The sequence below is a fragment of the Gardnerella sp. DNF00747 genome (assembly GCF_049262675.1).
GTDB lineage: Bacteria > Actinomycetota > Actinomycetes > Actinomycetales > Bifidobacteriaceae > Bifidobacterium > Bifidobacterium swidsinskii.
Genome location: NZ_CP058394.1, coordinates 817191 through 839935, shown reverse-complemented (window position 1 = coordinate 839935; position 22745 = coordinate 817191). Strand labels below are relative to the sequence as shown.

Here is a 22745-nt window from a genome sequence, read left to right as displayed (position 1 = left end):
CTGCCTTCTATATGGTATTATATAGTTAGCAAAAATTATAAATACTAAGCCTTGGAAGAGTAATCTTTCAGGGCTTTTTTCATGCCTAAAAGGAGGGCACAACATGGATCAGATGGTATTGCAAACACAGCAATGGTTAAACAAAACCTATGGTGATAAGCCTGGGTTTGGTTCAGTTATTACTGATGGGAATACTGGTTGGGATACAATTAATGGGCTTATTCGTGCTTTGCAGATTGAGCTTGGTATAACAGCAACAGCAAATAATTTTGGTGCTGGTACAACACGTAAATTTAATCAACGTTATCCACATGGTGTTAAGCAACAATCCGATAGTGATAAGTCGCAAAGTAATGTTTACTCGATTATTCAAGGTGCTTTATGGTGCAAGGGTTACTCTACTGGTAATGATATTACACAAAACTTTTATGGTGGTACTGGGAATGCTATTAAAGAGTTGAAGAATGATATGGGCATTGGTGGTGATTCTACTGTCACAATTGATGTAATGAAAGCTCTTCTTTCTATGCAGCAGTTCGTTTTACTAAAGCGTTACGGTGGTATTGACGTTATTAGGATTATTCAACAAACTATTAACCGAACCTATAAGGATTATACAGGTATCATTCCTTGTGACGGCTTGTATGGTCGAGAAATGAATACCGCACTTATCCAAATTTTACAGTCGTTAGAAGGCTATTCGCCTGATGATGCCACGGGTAATTTTGGACATGGTACACGAGGTAATTTGAAAACTATTAGCAGGCAAAACGCTTCTTCCTATGGTAAGTGGGTATGGCTAGCAAAAGCTGTACTTAATTGTATTAGATATGATTGTCTTCAAAATGAGAATTGGGATGATGATTTTGCTGAGCAACTCACTAAATTCCAGAAAGACTATAAGCTTCCAGTCAGCGGAGCACTTGATGTTAACACGTGGATGTCGTTGTTAACTAGTAAAGGCAATCCAGACAGAGCTGCCAAGGCGTGTGACTGTGCAACGGTACTAAATGCTCAACAAGCTAAAGATTTAAAAGCGGCAGGATACCAGATTGTTGGAAGATATTTGACTGGGTATGTTGGAAAGTCAACATCTAAAGCTCTAACTTTAGATGAAATTAAAAACATAAAAAACGCTGGTCTTTCCGTATTTCCAATTTATCAAGATGGAGGATATTATCCTGAATATTTTGCGAATCCTAACCAGGGAACTGTTGATGCACAGGTTGCTATTTCCGCTGCAAAAAGGATTGGTATTCCTTCTGGTAGTACAATATACTTTGCTGTTGATTTTGATGCTTATGGATATCAGCTGGACAGCATGATTTTACCGTATTTCAAGAAGATAAGTTTACTATTCAACAGTTGTGAAAATATTAAGAAATACCAAGTTGGTGTATATGGCCCAAGATTAATCTGCTCAAAAGTAAGCAAAGCAGGATATGCTAAATATTCGTTTGTAGCGGATATGTCTACTGGTTTTAGTGGGAATTTAGGTTATGCAATTCCTAACAATTGGGCGTTCGACCAATTTAATGAATTCTCTTTCCAATCTAGACCGACTTTTGCTCTTGATAAAGATGCATATTCTGGAAGAGATAAAGGTATCGCAAAATTTGATAGTGTAACAAAAATGACGAAAGGCGAACTAGAAAAGGAAAATATAAAAGACAAAGTAAATATTGCAAGAACACAGTTTGTGTATGATGTAGTAGAGCCTCTACATCTGCTAAATCAGCTTACTAGTTTTGGTCTTTCATATAATAAAGAAATTATTCTTAGTTATACTGAACTGCCTACTATTAGTATTCAAACCTCGGTAGAAGCAGTAACAGAATTGATGACAGTGCCTAATAATTCCTACAACGTTTCGATAGAACTAAATAGTGATGGTTCTCTAAGTGCTGCATGTGAAAATAAAATTTCTAAAATTGCTAAAGATATTAGAATTATGAAGGGCGGAGACATGATTCAAAAATCTATAGCAAATATTGCAGCATCAGTAAAATCGGGTGATATTGCATTCACTGGAAAAGTTATTTCTCCAAATCAAGTGGAGTTAGCTATTGAGGTAATGTCAGAAAATCTATTACCAACATTAGATGATGTTGATGAACATATAACGGTGATTGTAAAATACTTAATTACATTTCGTGATTTTACAATAAAGGTTCCTGAAATTCCTGAAGATGTTGTTGAAATAGGTGTAGCAGTAGCGGGAGTAGTTGCTATTTGTGCTTTTGTTCCAGTATTAATTACAGGTATTTTGGGATTCTTAGTAACATTAGGGTTGGTTGTTGCTGCTGATGCATAGAATGCATGAAAGAGAATAGGATCTGCTTTATGATAAGGTAAAGTTAGATATTAGAATTTGGTGGAGTATGAATAAGATAAGTAAAAAAGCGAAAGTGCTGATATTTTGTATTTCAATAGTTGTGGCTATCGTTTGTTTTATCACCTTATTCTTGCATCGTATTGATAATAATGCATTTAATGCTCAAATTGATAGTAAAGAGAAAATAGCTTCATATAGGGCTAACTATAACTACATAGATGTATATAAGCAAAAAGATAAAATAATTATCAACACCTATTCTGATAGTAAGTTTGACGAACCAAATCGGATTGTTGTTCCATTTGAAGGTAAATTAAGTAAAAGTGATATTCTAGTAAAGTGGAAAACCGCAAATGGTGATGTTATTGAGCAAGATAGTGATAGTATCCTTGCGGCGAGTATCATCATTGAGAAAAATGGAAAAACTATATGTAATGAAAACATAAATTTTTGTGAAAAAGGCTGGAAAGTATTAAACGATGTAATTGGAAAATAGTGATATAGTTTTGTAAATGATTTTGTTAAAAGCTCTTTGAGATTATCTCAAAGGGCTTTTTTCATGCCCGAAGGGAGGATAAGTCTTGCCAAGAAAACCTAAAAGACCGTGTTCTTATCAAGGCTGTCCGAACCTAACTGACGGCAGGTTTTGTGAAGAACACTTAAAACAAGAGAATAGACGATACGAAAAATACGAGCGTCCTTATGATGCTCACAAGCGTTACGGTAGAGCATGGCAGAAAGTAAGGGATTCTTATGTGAAAGAGCATCCTTTCTGTGAGCTTTGCTTTAAGAATCGTGTGCTTGTTCCTGTTGAGCAGGTTCATCATATTAAACCGATTGCTGAAGGCGGAACGAATGAGAGGAATAATCTTATTTCTCTATGCAAATCCTGTCACTCTAAAATTCACGCTAAGCGTGGAGATCGCTGGCATAACAGATAAAAACCACCCCAGGGGCGGTCAAAATCTCTAAAAACCTATTCCCTGGGGAACGGGCGCAGGGTCTCGCGTGCAAAAACAGCGTATTCAAAAGGGTAATAGGCAAAATCAGACACAAAAATTTTTTAATAGTTAAAACTCGCGTGGGAAGGAGGCGGAAAGTTTGCCTACAAAATCAAATAATATTGGCGGTCGTGGCGGCAGACGCGTAGGTGCCGGGCGTAAAAGGAAAGCAGTTGTTGAAAAAGCGAATGACGGAAACCCCGGTGGCAGGCCTTTAAGCGTTCTTGATATTCCGGAGCTTGAAGGTGCTGAAATGCCTGTTCCTCACGAGTTTTTATCCGCCACACAAAAAGACGGTACTCAGCTTCAGGCTAAAGAAATTTTTGAAGAAACATGGAAGTGGCTAAAAGACATTGGTGTGAGCAGTAAAGTGCCATCTCCTCTTATTGAACGGTATGCGATGAGCTGTGCTCGTTGGATTCAATGCGAGGAAGTAACCAGTAAACTCGGGTTTCTTTCCAAGCATCCAACCACGGGTAAACCGATACCATCGCCTTTTATCAATATTGGTATTAACTACATGAATCAGGCGGTCAGGCTTTGGAATGAGATTTTCCAAATTGTGAAAGAAAACTGTTCGACTGAGTTTGATGGCGTTTCACCTCAAAACGATTTAATGGAACGCCTGCTTATTACACGTAAAAACATTTAGGAGAAAAAATTATGATAGAAAAAGTAAATCCAAGTCACCCGGACAAGATTGCGGATCGTATTGCCGGAGCAATTGTTGATCTTGCATACAAGCTGGATGAGAATCCGAAGATTGCTGTTGAAGTGATGCTCGGGCATGGTAAGTGTGCCGTGTGTATTGAAAGCACGGTGATGTTTAAGTTTAAGGATATTAAAAATATTATCCACCGTTTAAGCCCTGGGAAAGTAAAGATTGATATTACGGTTGTGCCGCAGGATAAGCATTTAAGCCGAAACCAGGATGGTATGGTTCGCTGCGCTGATAACGGGATTTTTAAAGGCGTACCATTAACAGGCGAGCAGAAGAAACTCTCTGCTATTGCTCGAAAGGTTTATGAAAAGTATCCGTATGACGGCAAGTATGTTCTTGATGGTGAAAAGCTTATCATCTGCCAGTCTCACGCTAAACGAGAAGACTTATTGAAAGAGTATCCGAATGCGTTTGTTAATCCTTTAGGTGATTGGACGGGCGGTATCAGCGTTGATACGGGAGCGGTTAACCGAAAACTCGGGTCAGACATGGCTGATTCTGTTACAGGCGGCGGCCTTCATGGTAAGGATCTTACGAAAGCTGACGTGTCGGTTAACATTTACGCGTTTTTGAAAGCACAGGAAACCGGTCGGGTGGTTGAGTTTTCTTGTGCTATCGGGGACGAGATGGTTGATGGTAAACCGTATTCGCAGATTGTGAAAATTGCGAAAGATTATATTGACTCGGTGGGTGGTTTTGAAAAGCTGGCTTGCTGGGGTCTTTTCTAACGGGAGGAAAGCTTATGGAAAAAGAAATGCAGTATTATTTGGCTGACGTAAGTGAGCTTATCCCGTATGTGAGAAACGCTCGCACTCACTCTCAGGCACAAGTAGCTCAGATAGCGGCAAGTATTCGTGAGTTTGGTTTTCTATCCCCGATTCTGGTGGCTGAGGATAATACGATTCTCGCAGGGCATGGTAGGCTTGCCGCGGCATTAAAACTGGGTCTTAAAAAAGTTCCGTGCGTGAAAGAAAACCATTTAACTGAAACACAAAAGCGTGCTTATATTATCGCGGATAATAAGCTTTCACTTAACGCCGGCTGGGACAATGAGCTTTTAGCAGTCGAGTTATCGGAGCTTGAAGGCGCGGATTTTAATCTTGAGCTTCTCGGGTTTGATGAGGCGGAGCTTTCCAGTATTTTTGATGCTGATAAAGACGTAAGCGATGATGATTTTGATGTTGAAAAAGAGCTGGAAGAACCATGTTTTTCTAAAACAGGTGACATATGGACGCTTGGTAAGCATCGTATTATTTGCGGTGATTCAACCGATTCTTCCACGTTTGAAAAACTGCTGGGTGAAACAAAAGTAAATCTTGTTTGCACGGACGCACCTTATTTCGTGAACCTTGAAAACGCGTCAGGGAAAATTAAAAACGATGATTTAAGCGATAAAGAAGGCTACGAGTTTTTAATGAAAGTTTTTACCAACTTCAAAAACTCTATGGCAGCTGACGCGTCTATTTACGAGTTTTACGCGACCATGAAAGCACGTGTTTTCTACGATGCTTTTGAGGACGCGGGGTTTAAGGTGGCAGCCGGTTTAATTTGGAAAAAGCCAAGAGCTCCACTTATGCGAACGGACTGGAAGTTTAACATGGAGCCGATTATTTACGGTTGGCGTAAAGACGGTAAACATAAGTGGTATGGTGATCAGAAACAGACAGCCGTGTTTGAATTTGACGGGATTAAAAACTCGAAGGAAGAAGGCTGTGGGCATCCTTCCAGTAAGCCCGTGCCGTTAATCGCTTATCTTATTAAACAAAGCACGCAAACAAACAGTCTTGTGTTAGACGGGTTTTTAGGCTCGGCATCTACGCTTATAGCCTGTGAGCAGATTGGCAGAGTCTGTTTTGGAGTGGAGCTTGAACCTAAATTCATTGATGTTGCGGTTAAACGCTACATGAAGTTTCACGATGATAAAACCAAGGACGTGCTTCTTATACGAGATGGGAAACAGTATAGCTTTAAGCAGGCAATTGAAATGATGAAAGAGGCTGGCGATGAGTAAAACACTTACACTCGCCAGCCTTTTTGATGGCTCGGGCGGTTTCCCTTTAGCAGCTACGCTTACAGGGATTAAACCTTTATGGGCAAGTGAAATCGAGCCGTTTCCTATAAGAGTTACCACTAAAAGATTGCCTGATGTTAAGCATTTAGGTGATGTGTCAAAGATTAAAGGCGATGCTGTGGAAGCGGTTGATATTATCACGTTTGGAAGCCCATGTCAGGACATGTCGATTGCAGGTAAACGGGCAGGTCTTAGCGGTTCTCGCTCGAACCTGTTTTTTGAAGCGGTTCGGATTATTAAAGAGATGAGGAGGAAAACAGGTGGACAAAAACCAAGATATATCGTTTGGGAGAACGTTCCGGGAGCGTTTTCCTCAAATAAAGGAGAAGACTTCGAGAAAGTTATCAAAGAAATCTGTGCTGTCAAAGGACATTCGTTTAATGCTCCTAGACCTGAAAAATGGAGCAGTGCAGGACTTGTCATGGCAGAAGATTTCTCACTCGCATGGCGGGTACTTGATGCTTCATACTTCGGAGTACCCCAGAGAAGAAAACGTATCTTTCTTGTCGCAGATTTTGATGGACAAAGTGCCGGAAAAATATTATTTGAGCAAGAAAGCATGCCTGGGGATTTTACGGCGAGCGGAAAGCCGTGGCAAGAAACTACCGGACATTTTGAAACAGGCACTGGTGATGCAATCGAAAGATACTGTTTAAACGATCAGGGTGGAAGCAGAATGGACGTGTTTGAAAACAAAAGCGGTACGCTTACAGCAAGTGTGGGAAACCATCCACCGCTCGTGTTTGAAAATCACGGTCAGGACTCACGATATAAAGGGCCTCTTAGCGTGTCTCAAACTGTACTTTCCACGTTTGGAACAGGTGGGAATAATCAGCCTTTTGTGGTTTGTGATAAAACCTGTTTTGACGTTCGTTTAACATCACTCAACACGAAAAACAAGCGTGCTAACGTGTATGAAACGAAACTGGCAAGAACAATTAACACAGGGCTAAACTCGCCTGAAGCTAATCAAGGCGGTCTTGCAATCGTGTACTCTACGAGTAAAAACTCGCATCACACGAATGCTCGGGCTGAAATGACAGACACGCTTGTGGCAAGTGACTATAAAGATCCTCCTGTCGTAAACGATATGAATGAGGATAAACACTATGTGGTTAGACGTTTAACACCGAAAGAATGTGCAAGACTGCAGGGTTTTCCTGACTGTTGGTGTGATAATCTTCAAACAGAAAATCCGAGCGATGAAGAGCTTATCTTTTGGCAGGACGTGTTTGAAACACATCGAAAACTAGTCACGAACGCCTGTAAGCCGAAAAGTAAAAATCAGATAATCAAATGGCTTAAAAATCCTCACACTGATTCGGCAGAATACAAGATGTGGGGCAACGGCGTGGCACTTCCCTGCGTGTATTTCGTTCTCAAAAATATCGCTTATTTTCAGGGAAAAGAAAGCACATAAGACTTGCTAAATACCTTCTTTAGAGTGATGTATATACACAAGGAAAAACCTAAAGGAGGTATTAAAATGAGCTTAGAATATGGTTTAAAAGGTTCTAAAAGAAAACCACTCATACAAGCAATAGAAAACTTAACAGGTCTTAAAGCCACGTATCTGAAAACTCCCAGCATGGCTTACAAGATAGGTCCTTTCACAATTGGTAAAACCGGGACAGTAACATCTGCGGATGATGAAAACCTAAAGGATCTAAAACAAATACTTGAGGGCGACTATGGTATAAGCCTTCCTAAAACACAAGATGAAAGCACACGCATGCTTACAGTCGAGTTTCCAAAAGATAAGCTTGATGTGACTAAGCTTAGAAAAATCATCAAAAACAAGGGTGATTTAATCAAAAAAGCACTCGATGTGACAAGCCTTGAAATAGAAGAAAACGATGAAACAGTTAGTTTTCCCTGGTTTAAAGATGTAAGCCAAGATCATATGGATACTTACATGAAGCTTGTTTCTGCTCTTTGCAAAATGAGCTTGGAAGTAAAACATGTGAATGAAACTAAGCATAAGCCGGTTAACGATAAGTATGCTTTCAGATGTTTTCTTCTTAGGCTCGGGTTTATCGGAGATGAGTTTAAAAAGGATAGAAAGATTCTGCTTTCCCGTTTAGAAGGCTCCTGTGCTTTTAGAAACGAAAGAGGTGAATGATGAGAACGGTAAGTAGAGAACAGGTTGAAAAGCTTAGAAAAACTTATCCGATAGGTTGTTTGGTAGAGCTTATCTTAATGGATGATGTTCAGGCACCTCCTATCGGCACTAAAGGCAGAGTACGAGGTGTTGATGATATGGGTTCAATCATGGTTTCTTGGGAAACAGGAAGCGGGCTAAGTGTTGTTTATGGCGTGGATAAGTGCCGAAAAATTAGCGACTTGTAAGAACAATAATTAGTGGAAATATCAGCGGTTTTATCCCATTTATTGCTTGATAATATGTGCTTTTAGAGTGATATATAGTATCAGCAAAAGCAAAGAAGCAAAGGAGAAAAACCTATGAAAAAAGAAACCTTACAAAGACTTACAAGCGAAGTTAAAGCCTGCAGACGCTACACACTAAACGCAATCAAAAAAGCTGAAGAAGGAAAAATTAGTTCGGCTATCAGCATGCTCGACATTGCACAAACAGCAAAAACCTGCGCCAGTAAAGCTCACGAGGAGCTTTGGAAGGTAAGCGAAGGAAAACTAAACGATACGGAGTTTGAACTGTTTGCGGATGCTGAAACCTTGGACAAGGATATTCAAAAAGCCTACCAAGCGATTAAACAGGCAAGAAATTAAAAAGAAAAATTGGTTAAACCAAAGAAAAATCGTGGAATTACCTGCGATTTTTTCTCATTTATGACTTGCTATTATGTGCTTTTAGAGTGATATATAGTACTAACAAAAAGCACAGAAACAAAGGAGAAAAACCATGTGGGAACAAGATACGCTTAAAGTAGAAGATCAGGTTGTAAGCTACAGCATGAAAGTTTTTGAAGAGCCAAGCGAATATGGGATTAACCAGGGAAGAATTTCCAAGCTTACTTTGAAAAACAATAACAAGGTTATCGCAAACTACGATAGAGGCTGGGACATTATGCCAACAAGCAAGCTTGCAAATGAGGCTTTAGAAATGATCCTTGAAGCTAGAAACTAGAAACTGAAGTTTTATTAAAAGTAGCAGGGCTTTTTAAGGCCCTGTTTCTCGTAAGAAAGACGAGAAAATGATGTGGGCGCTGAAAGCGTCTTTTTTTATGCCTAAAGAAAGGAGGAGCTTAAGTTGCAAGCATACGAGGTTACTAAGTTTAAAAAAGAAAATTCAACCTATAGTAAGGATTTAGCGGATTATGCCGTAAGTTTTATTGAATGTTTAACGCATACGAAGGGAACGTGGGCTGGTAAGCCTTTTAAGCTCCTTGACTGGCAGGAGCAGATTATTAGGGACTTGTTTGGCGTGGTTAAACCGAATGGTTACCGTCAGTTTAATACTGCTTATATTGAGATACCTAAGAAGATGGGTAAAAGTGAGCTGGCTGCTGCTGTGGCACTGCTTTTATGCTGTGGGGATAATGAGGAGCGTGCGGAAGTTTATGGTTGTGCGGCGGACCGTCAGCAGGCAACGATCGTGTTTGATGTGGCGGCGGACATGGTTAGAATGTGTCCGGCTCTTAATCGTAGGGTTAAAATTTTAGCTTCGCAAAAACGTATTATTTTCCTACCAACTAACAGTTTCTACCAAGTGTTGTCGGCTGAAGCGTACTCTAAACACGGGTTTAACATTCACGGTGTTGTGTTTGATGAGCTTCACACGCAGCCTAACCGTAAACTTTTTGACGTGATGACTAAAGGCTCCGGGGATGCTCGCATGCAGCCACTATATTTTCTGATTACCACAGCCGGTACGGATACGCATTCTATCTGCTATGAGACGCATCAGAAAGCAGTTGATATTCTCGAGGGTAGGAAAATTGATCCAACTTTTTACCCAGTGATTTATGGTGCAAAAGATTCGGATGATTGGACGGATCCTAAGGTGTGGAAGAAAGCTAATCCTTCTCTTGGAGTGACGGTTCAAATGGAGAAAGTTAAGGCTGCTTTCGAGTCCGCTCGGCAAAATCCTGGTGAAGAGAATGCTTTCCGTCAGCTTCGTCTTAACCAGTGGGTGAAACAGTCTATTCGTTGGATGCCGATGGAAAAATGGGATGCTTGCGGTTTTCAGGTGAACGAGGAAGAACTCGAAGGAAGGGTCTGCTACGGGGGTCTTGACCTTTCAAGCACCACCGATCTTACGGCTTTTTCGCTTGTGTTTCCGCCTTTAGATGAGTCGGATAAGTTTCGTATCCTACCTTATTTTTGGGTGCCTGAAGAAACCTTGAGTTTACGCGTGAAACGAGATCACGTGCCTTATGACGTGTGGGAAAAACAAGGGTTTATTAAAACTACGGAAGGAAACGTTGTTCACTACGGGTTCATTGAAAAATTCATCGAAACATTAGGCGAACGTTTCAATATTCGTGAGATTGCTTTCGACCGTTGGGGCGCGGTGCAAATGGTGCAAAACCTTGAAAACATGGGGTTTACCGTGGTTCCGTTCGGACAGGGATTCAAGGATATGAGTCCGCCTACCAAGGAGCTTATGAAGCTTGTGCTCGAGCAGAAAATCGCACACTCCGCTCATCCGGTGCTTCGCTGGAACATGGACAACATATTTATTAGGACAGATCCTGCAGGAAACATTAAATGCGATAAAGAAAAATCAACCGAGAAAATCGACGGTGCTATAGCCACCATCATGGCACTTGACCGTGCTATCAGATGCGGTAACACGAACACTCAAAGCGTGTATGACGCTCGAGGAATCCTATTCATGTAAAAGGGAGGGTCATGAACATTTTCAGTAAGATTTTTAAGAGCAGAGATAAGCCTGAAAACAAGATGTTAGGCGGCGGTTATCGTTTCTTAATGGGTACGTCCTCGTCCGGTAAGAGGGTGAATGAGCGTTCGGCGATGCAGATGACGGCTGTCTACTCGTGTGTGCGTATTTTGTCTGAGGCGGTGGCGAGCCTGCCGCTTCACGTGTATGAGCGGACGAGTACGGGTACAGCTAAAGCGGTTAAACATCCTTTGTATAAGGTGCTTCATGATGAGCCGAATCTTGAAATGACAAGCTTCGTGTTTAGAGAAACCTTGATGACGCATCTACTGTTATGGGGTAATGCTTACGCGCAGATTATTCGAAACGGTAAAGGCGAGGTTTTAGGCTTATACCCTTTAATGCCTGATCGTATGAGAGTTGACCGGGATGAGAGTGGTCAAATTTTTTACGAGTATACGTTAAATGATAGTGATGTTTTAGCGGGTAAAGAAACGAGTGTGAAACTTAAACCTTTTGACGTGCTTCATATTCCCGGTCTTGGTTTTGATGGTCTTGTTGGATATTCGCCTATTGCGATGGCAAAAAACGCTATCGGTATGGCGATAGCTACGGAAGAGTATGGTGCATCGTTTTTCGCTAACGGTGCTACACCAAGCGGAATCTTGGAATACCCCGGAACAGTGAAAGATCCGTCTGGTATGAGGGATAGTTGGAATAAGGGGTTCTCGGGTTCTAACTCGCATAAGATAGCGATTTTAGAGGAAGGCATGAAGTATACGCCTATTTCTATTTCGCCTAACGAAGCACAGTTTTTAGAGACTCGTAAGTTTCAGATTAACGAGATCGCTCGTATTTTCAGAGTCCCACCACACATGGTTGGTGATTTGGAAAAATCAAGTTTTTCTAATATTGAGCAGCAGTCGTTGGAGTTTGTGAAATACACGCTTGATCCTTGGGTGGCGCGTTTTGAACAGTCTATTACGAGGCGGCTTTTTACTGATAAGGAGAAAGAAACTTATTATGTGAAGTTTAACGTGGATGGTCTTCTTCGAGGAGACTATCAGAGTCGTATGAATGGTTATGCTACCGCTCGTCAAAACGGTTGGATGAGCGCGAACGATATTAGACAGTTAGAAAACTTGGATAAGATTCCCGCCTGTGAGGGTGGTGACTTGTATTTGATTAACGGTAACATGCTCCCACTTAACCGTGCGGGAGCGTTCGCAAACAGTAGCGGAAAGGAGGAAAAAGGTAATGAGGAAGTTTTGGCAGTGGAAAAACCAGAAGGTCAACAGTGAGAATAATGAGATTTTGGAGAGGACACTGTTTCTTAACGGTACGATTGCTGAAGAATCATGGTTTGATGATGATATTACACCACAACTTTTTAAAGACGAGTTAAACGCTGGTAGTGGAAATATTACCGTGTGGATTAACTCGCCTGGCGGCGATTGTGTGGCTGCGGCACAAATTTATAACATGCTCATGGATTACAAGGGTTGTGTGACGGTAAAGATTGATGGTATTGCTGCGTCGGCTGCCTCGGTTATTGCGATGGCTGGCACGAAGGTTTATATGAGCCCGGTGTCAATGCTTATGATTCATAATCCTATGACTGTTGCTTTTGGAAACAGAGACGAAATGGAAAAAGCAATATCAATGCTTGATGAGGTCAAAGAGTCCATTATTAACGCTTACGAGATTAAAACAGGGCTTAACCGTGTGAAACTGTCGCATTTAATGGATTCGGAAACGTGGATGGATGCTAACAAGGCGGTAGAACTCGGGTTCGCGGACGGTGTTTTAACTAGAGGTGAAACCGCTGATATTGGCATACCACAGGTTTCAACATTGTATTCGAAAGCAAGCGTGAAAAACACGTTATTGGAAAAAATATCTAAAGCCTGCCGGATAAGCGGTAAGGAAACAAACAATATTAGTGCAGACGATCTTATGGATCGTCTTTTTTTAATCAAAAATTGGAGGTAAACATGATGAACACTATTTCAAACATGGTTGAGAAACGTAATAAGGCTTGGCAGGGTGCGAAAGCTTTCCTTGAGTCTAAACGTGACAAGGACGGGCTTATTTCAGAAGAAGACGCGAAAACTTATGATGAGATGGAAGCGAAAGTGAAAGCTTACAGTATGGAAATTGATCGCTTGGAGCAGATGGAAGTGATGGATAAGGAGCTTTCAAAACCAACATCTGAGGCGATTGTTGCAAAACCTATGAAAACAGGCGTGAAATTTGAAAAACAAGGTCGTGCGCGTGACGAGTATAAGCAGGCAATGCTTACAGCTCTTAGAAGTAATTTTAAACGAGTCGATAACGTGTTGCAGGAAGGCGTGGACGCTGACGGTGGGTATCTTGTGCCGGAAGAATACGATAATCGTCTGATTGAAACGTTGAAAGAAGAAAACATTATTCGCTCTCTTGCTACCACGATTACCACTAGTGGAGAGCATAAGATTAATGTTGCGATGAGTGATCCTGCGGCGGCTTGGATTGAAGAAGGCGCAAGCCTTAACTTTGGGGATTCCAAGTTTGCTCAAATCCTGCTTGACGCTCATAAGCTTCACGTTGCGGTAAAAGTTACTGAAGAACTCTTGTATGATAATGCGTTTAACCTCGAGAATCATCTTCTCACATCCTTCGGCATGGCGCTGGCTAACGCTGAGGAAGACGCTTTTCTTAACGGGGATGGCGTGGGAAAACCGACTGGTATTTTCAACAAGAAAGACGGTGGCACGTTCCTTAAAGAAACTACCAGTATTAAAACTGATGATCTGATTGATCTTGTTCACGCTTTGAGGCGACCATACCGTAAAAACGCGAGTTTTATTATGAACGATAAAACAGTCGCGAGCATACGAAAACTTAAAGACAATAATGGCGCGTACGTTTGGCAGCCTTCATACCAGGATGATGAGCCGAACAGGATTCTCGGATACCCGGTATACACGTCTGCTTACGCGCCTGAAAACATGGTGGCTTTTGGCGACTACTCGTACTACAACATTGGTGACCGTGGTTCACGCTCGTTTAAAGAGCTTACCGAGCTTTTCGCTGGAAACGGCATGATAGGTTTCGTCGCTAAAGAGCGTGTAGATGGCAAACTCGTGCTTAAAGAAGCAGTACAGATTCTACCTGTTAAAACAAGCGTAGCAGCTTAAAAGACGGCTAAAAGTTAAGGAGGGGTGTTGATGATAGTTACAGTTGAGGAAGCAAAAAACTATCTTAGGGTGGATAGTAGAGAAGATGATGAGCTTATCAACACCCTTATTCATTCTGCTGAAAAACTCTGCCAGGGAGTAGCTCGTAAAAACGATACTAGTTTGATTAGTGAAAACTTTGACGAGTATCGGCTCGCAGTCTTATACGCTACAGGCTACTTGTATGAGCATCGGGAAGAAGCCGACCACCACGCGCTTATGCTCACTTTACGTTCGATGCTTTTTACTGTTAGAAAAACGGGGTTTTAAATGAGAATAGGCTTATTAAACGAGCGTATTGTGCTGCTTAAAAACAGTGTTGAAATTGATGATATTGGTAACCATAAGATTAAGTGGAGTAAATATTACGAGTGTTACGCTACGGTGAGTGCTGAAAGCCCATCTGAGCAGACTAATGCAGGAAACGTGTGGGATGAGTCAAAAATAGATTTTACTATCCGATATTCGAAAGAAACCGCTGTAGTCTCATCGCTTGGTTACAGGATTATTTTCCGTGATACGGTTTACGAGATTTTAGGTGTTGACCACATGAATTATAAGAAGAAAAGCCTGAAACTTCACTGTAAGAGGTGTAAAAAGTGAGCAAAGTAAGTATTGGAAGCCTCTCTAAAGAAGTTATTAGAGAGCTTAAAACTTACGCGAAAGTTACAACCGGGAAAGTAAAAGAAGCAGTAAAAAACGCTGGTAAAACAGCAAAAGAAGAAATTAACGTGACAGCTCCTAAACGAACTGGCGCGTATGCGAAAAGTTGGGCTGTTAAAACATTAAGCGAAACAGGCAGCAGGCTAGTTCTCGTAGTGCATTCTAGAAACAAGTATCAGCTTACACACTTGTTAGAGTACGGTCATGCTAAACGAGGAGGCGGACGCGTGGAAGCTAGAGCACACATTGCTGAGGCTGAAAGTAAAGCAGTACGAAGTTTTGAAAAAGAAATAGAGGAGGCGGTTAAAAATGGGTAATCTTTTAAACATTATGAGAGAGATAGGTTTTCCTTTCGCATACCATCATTTTGCTGAGGGAGAATCACCTAATCCGCCTTTTCTCCTGTTTCTTACGCCTGCGAGCAGTAATTTTGCGGCAGACGGGAAAACGTATTTTAAAGCAAACGAAGTTCATATTGAACTATACGCGGACTATAAGAACCCCGTACTGGAAGAACAAGTTGAGGCCGTGCTTGATAGGCACGGCATTTTTTATAACAAAACAGAAACGTTCATAGAGTCGGAACAGCTTTATGAAACACTCTACATTTTTGAAATGGAGGTAACAATAAATGGGAAACAAGGTTAAATACAATCTGAAAAACGTGTACGCGGCAAAACTTAAAAAAGATTCGAGTGGTTTCTCCTACGATGAGCCTAAGCCGATTCCGGGGGCGGTGAGCATAAGCCTTGAGGCTGAGGGTGAATCCTCACCGTTTTACGCTGACGGGATTGTTTACTTCAGGTCGACTGCTAACAACGGTTACAGTGGCGACTTGGAAATTGCTCTTATACCTGAATGGTTTAGGACGCAAATACTACGAGAAGAACTAGATAAAAACGGTGTGCTGGTTGAAAACGCGAAGATTAGTGAAACAGAAAAATTCGCGCTCCTGTTTGAGTTTGATGGTGACGTGAACGCGATCAGACACGTTTTATATAACTGTTCAGCAACACGACCGTCTATCGAGTCAGAAACTAAGGAAGACACTATAGAACCGGGTACTGAAACTTTGTCGCTTACGGCTGATCCTAGAGAAGATGGTTTGGTGAAATCCCGTAGCGGTGACACTACTTCAAAAGAAACCTATGAGAACTGGTATAAGAGCGTGTACGTTCCGCAAGCTAACGCGGAAAACAAATAAGTTTTAAAGGGGGTAAACGTGTTAGAAAAAACAGTAAAAGTAAATGGTAAAGACGTGAAGTTTCGTTCTTCAGCCACTATTCCAAGATTGTATCGTATTAAATTCAAGCGTGATATTTTCAAAGACCTGTCAAAATTAGAGCAGTCTTTCAAAATCAACGAGGGTGTTTTTGAAATAGCAGATCTTGAAATTTTTGAAAACGTAGCCTATATCATGGCTTACCATGCGGATAATAGTATTCCAGCAAGTATTGATGAGTGGCTTGACGAGTTTGAAATGTTTTCTATCTACGAGATTCTTCCTGAAATTCTAGAACTTTGGGGAGCAAACTTGGAAACTGAAGTAAAATCTAAAAAAAATTTAAAACAACAACACGGCAAATGACAACCGCGTTGTTTCTTCTTAGATGCACAGAAATCGGTATTAGTATTTGCGAACTGGATCTTTTAACCATCGGCATGGTTTTAGACATGTGGACGGAGAAAGCAAACGATAGTGTGAAATACGATAAGCTCGCAAGCCAAACAGAATTTGACAGGTTCTAAACGAGAACCAAACATTCTCACATTGCGGTATTAAACAGAAAATCTGAATTTTTTCACGCGTAAATTAAGAGTCAAGGGAGGTGAAGTTATGGCAAACAGGATTAAAGGTATTACTGTTGAAATTGGTGGGGATACTACAGGCTTAGATAAGTCTTTACAACAGGTGAATTCGACTATTCGCTCAACCGAGCAGTCGCTTCGTGATGTTAATAGGCTTTTGAAACTTGATCCGACAAGCACGCAGCTTCTAAGCCAAAAGCAGGCTTTTTTGCAGAAAGAAATCAAAGAAACGTCTAATAAGCTTAACGTTTTGAAACAGGCGGATAAGCAGGCTAAAGTACAGTTGGAAAACGGGGAGCTTGGCAGAGACAAGTATGATGCGTTACAGCGTGAGATTGTTGAAACAGAAAATAATCTTGATAGTTTAAAAGAAAAATTAAAACAGGTAGGTAGTGTTAGTTTAACCAAGCTTAGTAGCCAGTTTGATAGTACGAGCAAAAAGATAAAGAAACTAGGAGATGGTATGTCATCTCTTGGTCAAAGTTTAAGCACGAAAGTTACGCTGCCGATTGCTGCTATTGGTACTGCTGGTTTTACTGCTGCAGCAGACTTACAGGATGCTATGGGTGCAACAGAGCAGATTTACGGTAAGTCTGCTAACAAGATGCTTAAATGGTCAGGAAGTTTGAAATCCTATTATGGTATTGCTCAAGGTCAAGCTTTAGAGTATGCGAATACTATGGGCGCGATGTTGAAAAATATTGGTGGGAAAAGTGATGCTGAAGCAGCCGAGATGAGTCAGAAGCTGGTTGCTCTTGCAGGCGACTTGTCTGCTATGTTTGGTGGCACAACCGAGTCTGCTGTTCTTGCTTTAACAGGCGCGCTTAAAGGTAATAATGCGATGCTTGACAATTATGGTATGGGTGTTAACGAGGCGACTATTAAAGCTAAAGCTCTTGCCATGGGTTTGCATGATGGTAGAGGCGCGATGAGCTTGCAAGCGAAACAGGCTGCTACTTTGGCTCTTATTATGGAGCAGACTGCTGACGCTCAAGGGCAGGCTGGGCGTGAAGCCGCTGGCGCTTCGGGTTCTATGAAGATTCTAAAAACAGAGTTGCAGAATATTGCTGCGACTATTGGTAATGTTTTACTTCCCGTCATAACACCATTAATGCAGAAAATTTCAGCATGGCTTTCTAAATTTAAACAGCTTTCTCCAGAAAGCCAAAAACTTATAGTGACACTTGGGCTGATTGCTGCGGCAGTCGGCCCTTTTTTAGTGGTTCTTGGAACGTGTATTTCTAAAATAGGTGTTGCTATACAAGGGTTTTCTAAACTAGCTTTGTTTATAGGTAAAATGTTCGCAAGTTTTACTTCCGGCTCTAGCATTCTTGAAGGGTTAGGCGCTGTTTTAGGTGGAGTATCCGCGCCAATACTCGCGGTTGTTGCGGTTATTGGTGTTCTGGTAGCGGCTTTTGTAACCTTATGGAACACGAATGAAGAGTTTAGAAACAGTGTTATTGCTGTTTGGGAGAAAATTAAGGAAACTTTCACCGGTTTTGTTAATGGTGTTAAAGAAAAACTGTCAAGCCTTGGTATTGATTTTACGAGTATTGTTGAAGGGCTTAAAACAGTGTGGAATGGTTTGTGTGCTATTCTAGCTCCACTGTTTGAAGGCGCTTTAAATTTAAGTTTTACTAGTTTCAAAACCGTTCTTGATTTAATCACAGGCGTTTTAGACGTTTTTATAGGCTTGTTTACCGGTAACTGGTCTCAGCTTTGGGATGGTGTAAAAGAAATTTTTACTGCTGTTTGGAACGCGGTTAAAAACACGTTCATGACAGTATTGAACACGTTAAAAAACGTTTTTAACGTGTTTTTGTCTTTCTTTGGCACTAGTTGGAACAAACTGTGGTCGAGTGTGAAAAACTTTTTCATGAATGTTTGGAATGGTATCGTATCGTTTTTCACTAACGTTTTAAACGGTATTAAAAACACGGCAACAAGTGTTTGGAATGGTATTAAAACTGCGATCATGAGCGTGGTAAACGGTATTAAAACAAGCATTTCAACAGTGTTTAATTCAGTAGCAAACATGGTTAAGTCTGTGTTTAACGGTATTAAAAACACGGTTGTGTCAATTTGGAATGGTATTAAAACTGCGATCATCACTCCAATTGAAGCTGCGAAAAACAAGGTTAAAGCAGTAATCGACGCTATAACAGGGTTTTTCTCTGGCATAAAACTTAGTCTTCCTCATATTAAACTGCCGCATTTTAGTATTAAAGGACAATTCTCTCTTACGCCACCGTCTGTACCGTATCTTGCTATCGACTGGTATAAGAAAGCAATGAACAAGCCGATGCTGTTAAACGGGGCGACTATTTTCGGTGAGAAAAACGGGCGTATGCTTGGCGGAGGTGAAAAAGGCCCGGAAGTGATTATGGGGTTGAATAGTTTAGAAAACATGACCACTGGAGCGAACACGCAAATGCTTAGTGTTATGAACCAGATTCTAGCGATTATGGACGCGTATTTCCCACAGTTTTCCAACCAGAGTATTGTGCTCGACACTGGCGAACTAGTGGGTGGTATCGCGCACAGGATGGACAGTGAGCTTTTTAAGCTTCAAACAAGAAAAACAAGGGGGTGGTAGAAGTGTATGGGATGCTAATAAACGGGTTGCATAGTTTTAACGATCTAGGGCTTGTTGCTACAAGCCGTCCGCTCGTTCAACTTCCAGAACCTAAATTAGAGTATTTGCAAATACCAGGCAGGCAGGAAAGTATTGATATTAGTGAAAGTCTTGCTGGTGAAGTGTTATACGAGATGCGTGAAGGCTGTTTCGAATTCATTGTTGCAAACAAAAACAAGTGGAGTGAAACATGCCATAGGGTTAAAACGTTAATCCACGGCAAGAGTGTGAAACTGTCTCTTGATGATGAACCATTGTTCTACTATCAGGGTCGAATGTGGGTTAGTGGTTTTAAATCGGATAAAAACTATTCAACTCTCACACTCAACTATAAGCTGCAACCATATAAGTATAGTGTAGATGATTCGGATGGTGTTCACACAATATGGGGTGTGCAAGTAGATGATAAGCGGGAAATAACACTCGTTCACGATTTTGACATGACACTGATTCCAGAATTTAACAACCTGTCATCTAACAGTATGCTACTGGATTCTAATGGTAAAAACTATGAGATTAAAACAGGTGTTAACCGTTTCCCACAGCTTCGTTCAAAAATAAACATGAGTTTAACATTCGTTGGAAACGGGATGGTAAATATTTCCTATAAAAGGGGGTGGTTGTGAGTGTACAGGATCATGCTTGATGATAATACGATTTACTATCCAAATGATGACAAAGCGGTACTTGATGATATCACGTTAAATTTGGAGCTTAATACTGCAGGAACGTTAACGTTTACTTGCCCGAGTCAAAACCCTTGCTATGAGCTTATTAAAAACCGGAAATCAATAGTAAGCGTGTGGCGTGACGATGAGGAGATTTTCTTCGGCGAGGTTAGAGAACAAGTAAAAGACTTGTATGGTAGTAAGAAAGTAACTTGCGTAGGGTTGTTAACTTACTTAGCTGATAGTATTCAACCTCAGAAAGAATATCATGATCAGAGTTCCTACCAGCTTTTAGAAAAACTTTTACAAGCTCATAACAGTCAGGTAGATGATTATAAGAAAATAAGAATTGGTTTCGTCACAGTATCTGACTCGAATGATTCACTCTACAGGTTTACTAATTTTGAAACCACGCTTGAAGCGATTATGGGAAAAATGGTTGAAAAGCTTGGCGGATATGTGCGTCTTAGAAAAGAAGACGGGAAACTTTACTTAGATTACCTACGTTTAGAAGAAATAGGTAAAGCTACAAGCCAGCATATTAGTTTCGGCTTGAACCTGCTTGAATACGCGGAAAACCTTTCAGCAGAGGATGTTACTACAGCGGTTATTCCTCTCGGAAAAGAGTTGGAAAACGAGAATGGTGAAAACGAGGTTCTTAAAAAGCATGTTGATATTACTTCAATAAACAATGGGAAAAACTATATAGTATCTCGTGAAGCGCAAAAAACATTCGGCTGGGTTTGTAAAGTTGTTAATTTCAATAATGTGACAGTTCCAACTAATCTTATGCGCAAAGCTACTAAATGGTTACAGGATAACCAGTTTGAGCATGTAGAAATAAGCCTTAGCGCGGTTGACTTATCCGAGTTAGGTTTATATTATGCGACGATTAAGTGTGGGGATAGGGTTCGTTGTCTCGCTCCACAATTTGGCATGGACCGAGTGTTTCCTGTAGTAAAACAGACTATACCGATTCAAAAACCAGGCGAAGTTAGAATCGTGCTTGCGAGCAGGATTTCTAAAGGGTATGTGCAAAACGTGTCGCATGCTGTTCAAACGTTAAAAGAAGAAGCGGTTGAAGCTAGAAAAATTGATAACGAGCGTGTTAAAGCTGCGATCGATAATATTAAAGCGCAAATGGGTAATTCTCAAAGCGGCTATAAGATAAGCGAATACGATAGTAAAGGCATGTGGGTTCGTGACCTTTACATGGATACGCCTGATAAGAACACTGCTACGAAAGTTTTACAGGTTAACATGAATGGTATTGCTGGAAGCCATAACGGTTTTTCAGGCCCTTACAGTACTGCGATGACTCTTGACGGCATGGTGTATGGTGACAGGATTATCGGGCATTCGATTGACGCGGAAAAACTTTCAGTTTCTTACACTTCCCAGGTAGAAAAGCAGATTAGTAAAGCAAAAAACGAGGCTATAAAAGACACTGGTAGGCGGCTTGAAAACTATTACACGATAAGTGAAATCAACACGAAACTGAATGTTACAGACGGTAAGATTGAGGCTGGTGTTGAAAGCGTTAACCATAGTCTTAAACAGAAAAACGGTAACTATTACGGCTCGTATACTCCAAGCCAGTTTAACGCTCCTATGAGCTTGTGGCTGAATGATAGTGAAAAAATGCAGCATGTTGGTGATTTTTTCTACGACACGTCAACCGGCTACGCTTACAGGCTTATTGTTAAGCAGGAAAGTTTAGCCGTAAAATTTAATGAGAAGTCGCACACGGAATCAGCTTTTGACGATTTTGTAGACATTTTTTACAAGTATGAGGATAAAATTTACGCTATACCGGGTTTAACTGGTGAAAAAATTTCTGGCGCAACAGTGTTTGTTCCATCAAACGAGTTTTGGCTACATTTTAGAACTAACTGGTCTCCGTTTGACAATTATGGTTTTAAGATTGATAGCATTAAAAAAGAGTATTCAGGAGAAATTTCAGGATACGCGTCTAAACTGCCTGAAGATATTAACATTATTGAGGTTGAAGGTGAAAATTATCCTGAGTCTGAACACCCGTATAAAGGTGGAACAAGCAAACTATGGCATTACGTTTCAGCTGACAGTATAAGTAGTTTTAGAACGTTTGCTTGGATCAGAGTTAAAGATAAAGACATTGAGGCTGCTAAATCCACGGCTGATAAGGCTATTTCTAAACTAACCATAGTAGAAGATTCCATATCTTCAATGGTTAAAAAAGGTGATTTTGGTAGTTTCATGCAGCAAAACTATAACAGTTTCCTTCTCGGGTTTAACCATTCGAGTAAATACGTGCAAATAACACCCGGGCAGATAGAACTTTACGATGGTGAAGTTGATGAGGATCATAAAAGAGCTGTTTTTGATAAAAACGGGAACAACTTCTACCGTAACGGCGTGTATATTGGCTATGTTGGAACCGGCGAGTGGGAAGAAGATAATTCTCACAAGGGTCTAGTTTTTCATCTTACTAACGACGGAAAGTATATGGCTTTCGCGCAGCGTAAAACGGCTGATGAAGAAACATACGCTACTATGCTGTGTTTTTCACGTTCGCAAAGCATTTATAAAGAGTATGGTATTCACGCTGGATGCAACTTTTACATGCATGGTAACAAGATTATAGATCCTGTTTGGCAAGACGGTGCAGGAGTAGACGCGGATATTAACTATGTGCAGATTATTGAAATGAACCAGGATGGTAAAGCTTCAAAATGGGGTTCTAACGCTCACATGGTGTTTAAAAACGGGATACTCATGAAAGTTAAATACTATTAAAAAGCGCGGGTGGAAGCGTTAAGT

Annotated in this window: 24 protein-coding genes; all 24 read left to right on the top strand. The window is 40.8% G+C overall.

Going from position 1 to position 22745, the window contains the following annotated elements:
- Positions 1-103: 103 nt before the first annotated feature.
- The 24 genes from HXT32_RS03200 to HXT32_RS03085 all read left to right on the top strand — a co-directional run bounded on the left by HXT32_RS03200 (position 104) and on the right by HXT32_RS03085 (position 22721).
- Positions 104-2314 carry a glycoside hydrolase domain-containing protein gene (locus HXT32_RS03200; protein ID WP_422118884.1) on the top strand — a complete coding sequence of 737 codons (2211 nt, stop codon included), beginning with the start codon at positions 104-106 and terminating at the stop codon, positions 2312-2314.
- Positions 2315-2381: 67 nt separating this feature from the next.
- The gene (locus HXT32_RS03195; RefSeq protein ID WP_019260869.1) at positions 2382-2831 is read left to right on the top strand and encodes a hypothetical protein; all 450 of its coding nucleotides are present in this window, start codon (positions 2382-2384) and stop codon (positions 2829-2831) included.
- Between the two features lie 85 nt (positions 2832-2916).
- Positions 2917-3276, top strand: a complete 360-nt coding sequence (locus HXT32_RS03190) for an HNH endonuclease (RefSeq protein ID WP_029600105.1) — start codon at positions 2917-2919, stop codon at positions 3274-3276.
- Positions 3277-3436: 160 nt separating this feature from the next.
- Complete coding sequence (locus HXT32_RS03185; RefSeq protein WP_422118883.1) at positions 3437-3988, top strand: P27 family phage terminase small subunit; 552 nt, start codon at positions 3437-3439, stop codon at positions 3986-3988.
- 11 nt (positions 3989-3999) lie between these two features.
- Positions 4000-4785 (top strand): S-adenosylmethionine synthetase N-terminal domain-containing protein, encoded by a 786-nt coding sequence (locus tag HXT32_RS03180; RefSeq protein WP_422118882.1) that lies wholly within the window; start codon positions 4000-4002, stop codon positions 4783-4785.
- 14 nt (positions 4786-4799) lie between these two features.
- On the top strand, positions 4800-6068 hold the full coding sequence (locus tag HXT32_RS03175; RefSeq protein ID WP_422118881.1) for a site-specific DNA-methyltransferase: 1269 nt from the start codon (positions 4800-4802) through the stop codon (positions 6066-6068).
- The gene (dcm, locus tag HXT32_RS03170; RefSeq protein ID WP_422118880.1) at positions 6061-7548 is read left to right on the top strand and encodes a DNA (cytosine-5-)-methyltransferase; all 1488 of its coding nucleotides are present in this window, start codon (positions 6061-6063) and stop codon (positions 7546-7548) included. Before HXT32_RS03175 ends, dcm begins: the two co-directional genes overlap by 8 nt.
- Positions 7549-7614: 66 nt before the next feature.
- Positions 7615-8250, top strand: coding sequence for a virulence protein (locus HXT32_RS03165; protein WP_285068263.1), 636 nt, complete (start codon positions 7615-7617; stop codon positions 8248-8250).
- On the top strand, positions 8250-8477 hold the full coding sequence (locus tag HXT32_RS03160) for a DUF4314 domain-containing protein (protein ID WP_422118832.1): 228 nt from the start codon (positions 8250-8252) through the stop codon (positions 8475-8477). Before HXT32_RS03165 ends, HXT32_RS03160 begins: the two co-directional genes overlap by 1 nt.
- 114 nt (positions 8478-8591) lie before the next feature.
- Entirely contained in the window at positions 8592-8876 is a 285-nt protein-coding gene (locus tag HXT32_RS03155; RefSeq protein ID WP_422119066.1) for a transcriptional regulator, read from the top strand.
- A gap of 133 nt (positions 8877-9009) precedes the next feature.
- The gene (locus HXT32_RS03150; protein WP_422119065.1) at positions 9010-9234 is read left to right on the top strand and encodes a DUF7678 domain-containing protein; all 225 of its coding nucleotides are present in this window, start codon (positions 9010-9012) and stop codon (positions 9232-9234) included.
- 123 nt (positions 9235-9357) lie between these two features.
- Positions 9358-10950: a terminase large subunit gene (locus HXT32_RS03145; RefSeq protein ID WP_422119064.1), complete on the top strand. Its 1593-nt coding sequence runs from the start codon at positions 9358-9360 to the stop codon at positions 10948-10950.
- Between the two features lie 11 nt (positions 10951-10961).
- A complete protein-coding gene (locus HXT32_RS03140) occupies positions 10962-12251 on the top strand; it encodes a phage portal protein (RefSeq protein ID WP_422119063.1) in 1290 nt (429 codons plus the stop codon).
- Positions 12208-12942, top strand: coding sequence for a head maturation protease, ClpP-related (locus HXT32_RS03135; protein WP_422119062.1), 735 nt, complete (start codon positions 12208-12210; stop codon positions 12940-12942). The genes HXT32_RS03140 and HXT32_RS03135 overlap by 44 nt, the downstream gene beginning before the upstream one ends.
- Before the next feature lie 2 nt (positions 12943-12944).
- Positions 12945-14129: a phage major capsid protein gene (locus tag HXT32_RS03130; protein ID WP_422119061.1), complete on the top strand. Its 1185-nt coding sequence runs from the start codon at positions 12945-12947 to the stop codon at positions 14127-14129.
- A gap of 30 nt (positions 14130-14159) precedes the next feature.
- Positions 14160-14438, top strand: coding sequence for a head-tail connector protein (locus HXT32_RS03125; RefSeq protein ID WP_112928570.1), 279 nt, complete (start codon positions 14160-14162; stop codon positions 14436-14438).
- On the top strand, positions 14439-14771 hold the full coding sequence (locus HXT32_RS03120; RefSeq protein WP_422119060.1) for a phage head closure protein: 333 nt from the start codon (positions 14439-14441) through the stop codon (positions 14769-14771).
- Positions 14768-15148, top strand: a complete 381-nt coding sequence (locus HXT32_RS03115; RefSeq protein WP_016815970.1) for an HK97 gp10 family phage protein — start codon at positions 14768-14770, stop codon at positions 15146-15148. Before HXT32_RS03120 ends, HXT32_RS03115 begins: the two co-directional genes overlap by 4 nt.
- Positions 15141-15479 carry a hypothetical protein gene (locus tag HXT32_RS03110; protein ID WP_103014101.1) on the top strand — a complete coding sequence of 113 codons (339 nt, stop codon included), beginning with the start codon at positions 15141-15143 and terminating at the stop codon, positions 15477-15479. Before HXT32_RS03115 ends, HXT32_RS03110 begins: the two co-directional genes overlap by 8 nt.
- Entirely contained in the window at positions 15463-16035 is a 573-nt protein-coding gene (locus HXT32_RS03105) for a major tail protein (RefSeq protein ID WP_415704839.1), read from the top strand. The genes HXT32_RS03110 and HXT32_RS03105 overlap by 17 nt, the downstream gene beginning before the upstream one ends.
- Before the next feature lie 18 nt (positions 16036-16053).
- A complete protein-coding gene (locus HXT32_RS03100) occupies positions 16054-16419 on the top strand; it encodes a hypothetical protein (protein WP_014554474.1) in 366 nt (121 codons plus the stop codon).
- Positions 16420-16668: 249 nt separating this feature from the next.
- A complete protein-coding gene (locus HXT32_RS03095) occupies positions 16669-19236 on the top strand; it encodes a hypothetical protein (protein WP_422119059.1) in 2568 nt (855 codons plus the stop codon).
- Positions 19237-19238: 2 nt separating this feature from the next.
- Positions 19239-19901 (top strand): hypothetical protein, encoded by a 663-nt coding sequence (locus HXT32_RS03090; RefSeq protein WP_422119866.1) that lies wholly within the window; start codon positions 19239-19241, stop codon positions 19899-19901.
- A 12-nt stretch (positions 19902-19913) separates the two neighbouring features.
- Positions 19914-22721, top strand: a complete 2808-nt coding sequence (locus HXT32_RS03085) for a phage tail spike protein (RefSeq protein WP_422119074.1) — start codon at positions 19914-19916, stop codon at positions 22719-22721.
- The last annotated feature ends 24 nt before the right edge of the window (positions 22722-22745 follow it).

Coding starts and splice junctions, on each gene's coding strand:
- HXT32_RS03120 (WP_422119060.1), top strand. CDS start 14,439: ATGAGAATAGGCTTATTAAACGAGCGTATTGTGCTGCTTAAAAACAGT.
- dcm (WP_422118880.1), top strand. CDS start 6,061: ATGAGTAAAACACTTACACTCGCCAGCCTTTTTGATGGCTCGGGCGGT.
- HXT32_RS03095 (WP_422119059.1), top strand. CDS start 16,669: ATGGCAAACAGGATTAAAGGTATTACTGTTGAAATTGGTGGGGATACT.
- HXT32_RS03125 (WP_112928570.1), top strand. CDS start 14,160: ATGATAGTTACAGTTGAGGAAGCAAAAAACTATCTTAGGGTGGATAGT.
- HXT32_RS03195 (WP_019260869.1), top strand. CDS start 2,382: ATGAATAAGATAAGTAAAAAAGCGAAAGTGCTGATATTTTGTATTTCA.
- HXT32_RS03140 (WP_422119063.1), top strand. CDS start 10,962: ATGAACATTTTCAGTAAGATTTTTAAGAGCAGAGATAAGCCTGAAAAC.
- HXT32_RS03105 (WP_415704839.1), top strand. CDS start 15,463: ATGGGAAACAAGGTTAAATACAATCTGAAAAACGTGTACGCGGCAAAA.
- HXT32_RS03180 (WP_422118882.1), top strand. CDS start 4,000: ATGATAGAAAAAGTAAATCCAAGTCACCCGGACAAGATTGCGGATCGT.
- HXT32_RS03200 (WP_422118884.1), top strand. CDS start 104: ATGGATCAGATGGTATTGCAAACACAGCAATGGTTAAACAAAACCTAT.
- HXT32_RS03150 (WP_422119065.1), top strand. CDS start 9,010: ATGTGGGAACAAGATACGCTTAAAGTAGAAGATCAGGTTGTAAGCTAC.
- HXT32_RS03130 (WP_422119061.1), top strand. CDS start 12,945: ATGATGAACACTATTTCAAACATGGTTGAGAAACGTAATAAGGCTTGG.
- HXT32_RS03110 (WP_103014101.1), top strand. CDS start 15,141: ATGGGTAATCTTTTAAACATTATGAGAGAGATAGGTTTTCCTTTCGCA.
- HXT32_RS03175 (WP_422118881.1), top strand. CDS start 4,800: ATGGAAAAAGAAATGCAGTATTATTTGGCTGACGTAAGTGAGCTTATC.
- HXT32_RS03135 (WP_422119062.1), top strand. CDS start 12,208: ATGAGGAAGTTTTGGCAGTGGAAAAACCAGAAGGTCAACAGTGAGAAT.
- HXT32_RS03085 (WP_422119074.1), top strand. CDS start 19,914: ATGCTTGATGATAATACGATTTACTATCCAAATGATGACAAAGCGGTA.
- HXT32_RS03160 (WP_422118832.1), top strand. CDS start 8,250: ATGAGAACGGTAAGTAGAGAACAGGTTGAAAAGCTTAGAAAAACTTAT.
- HXT32_RS03155 (WP_422119066.1), top strand. CDS start 8,592: ATGAAAAAAGAAACCTTACAAAGACTTACAAGCGAAGTTAAAGCCTGC.
- HXT32_RS03165 (WP_285068263.1), top strand. CDS start 7,615: ATGAGCTTAGAATATGGTTTAAAAGGTTCTAAAAGAAAACCACTCATA.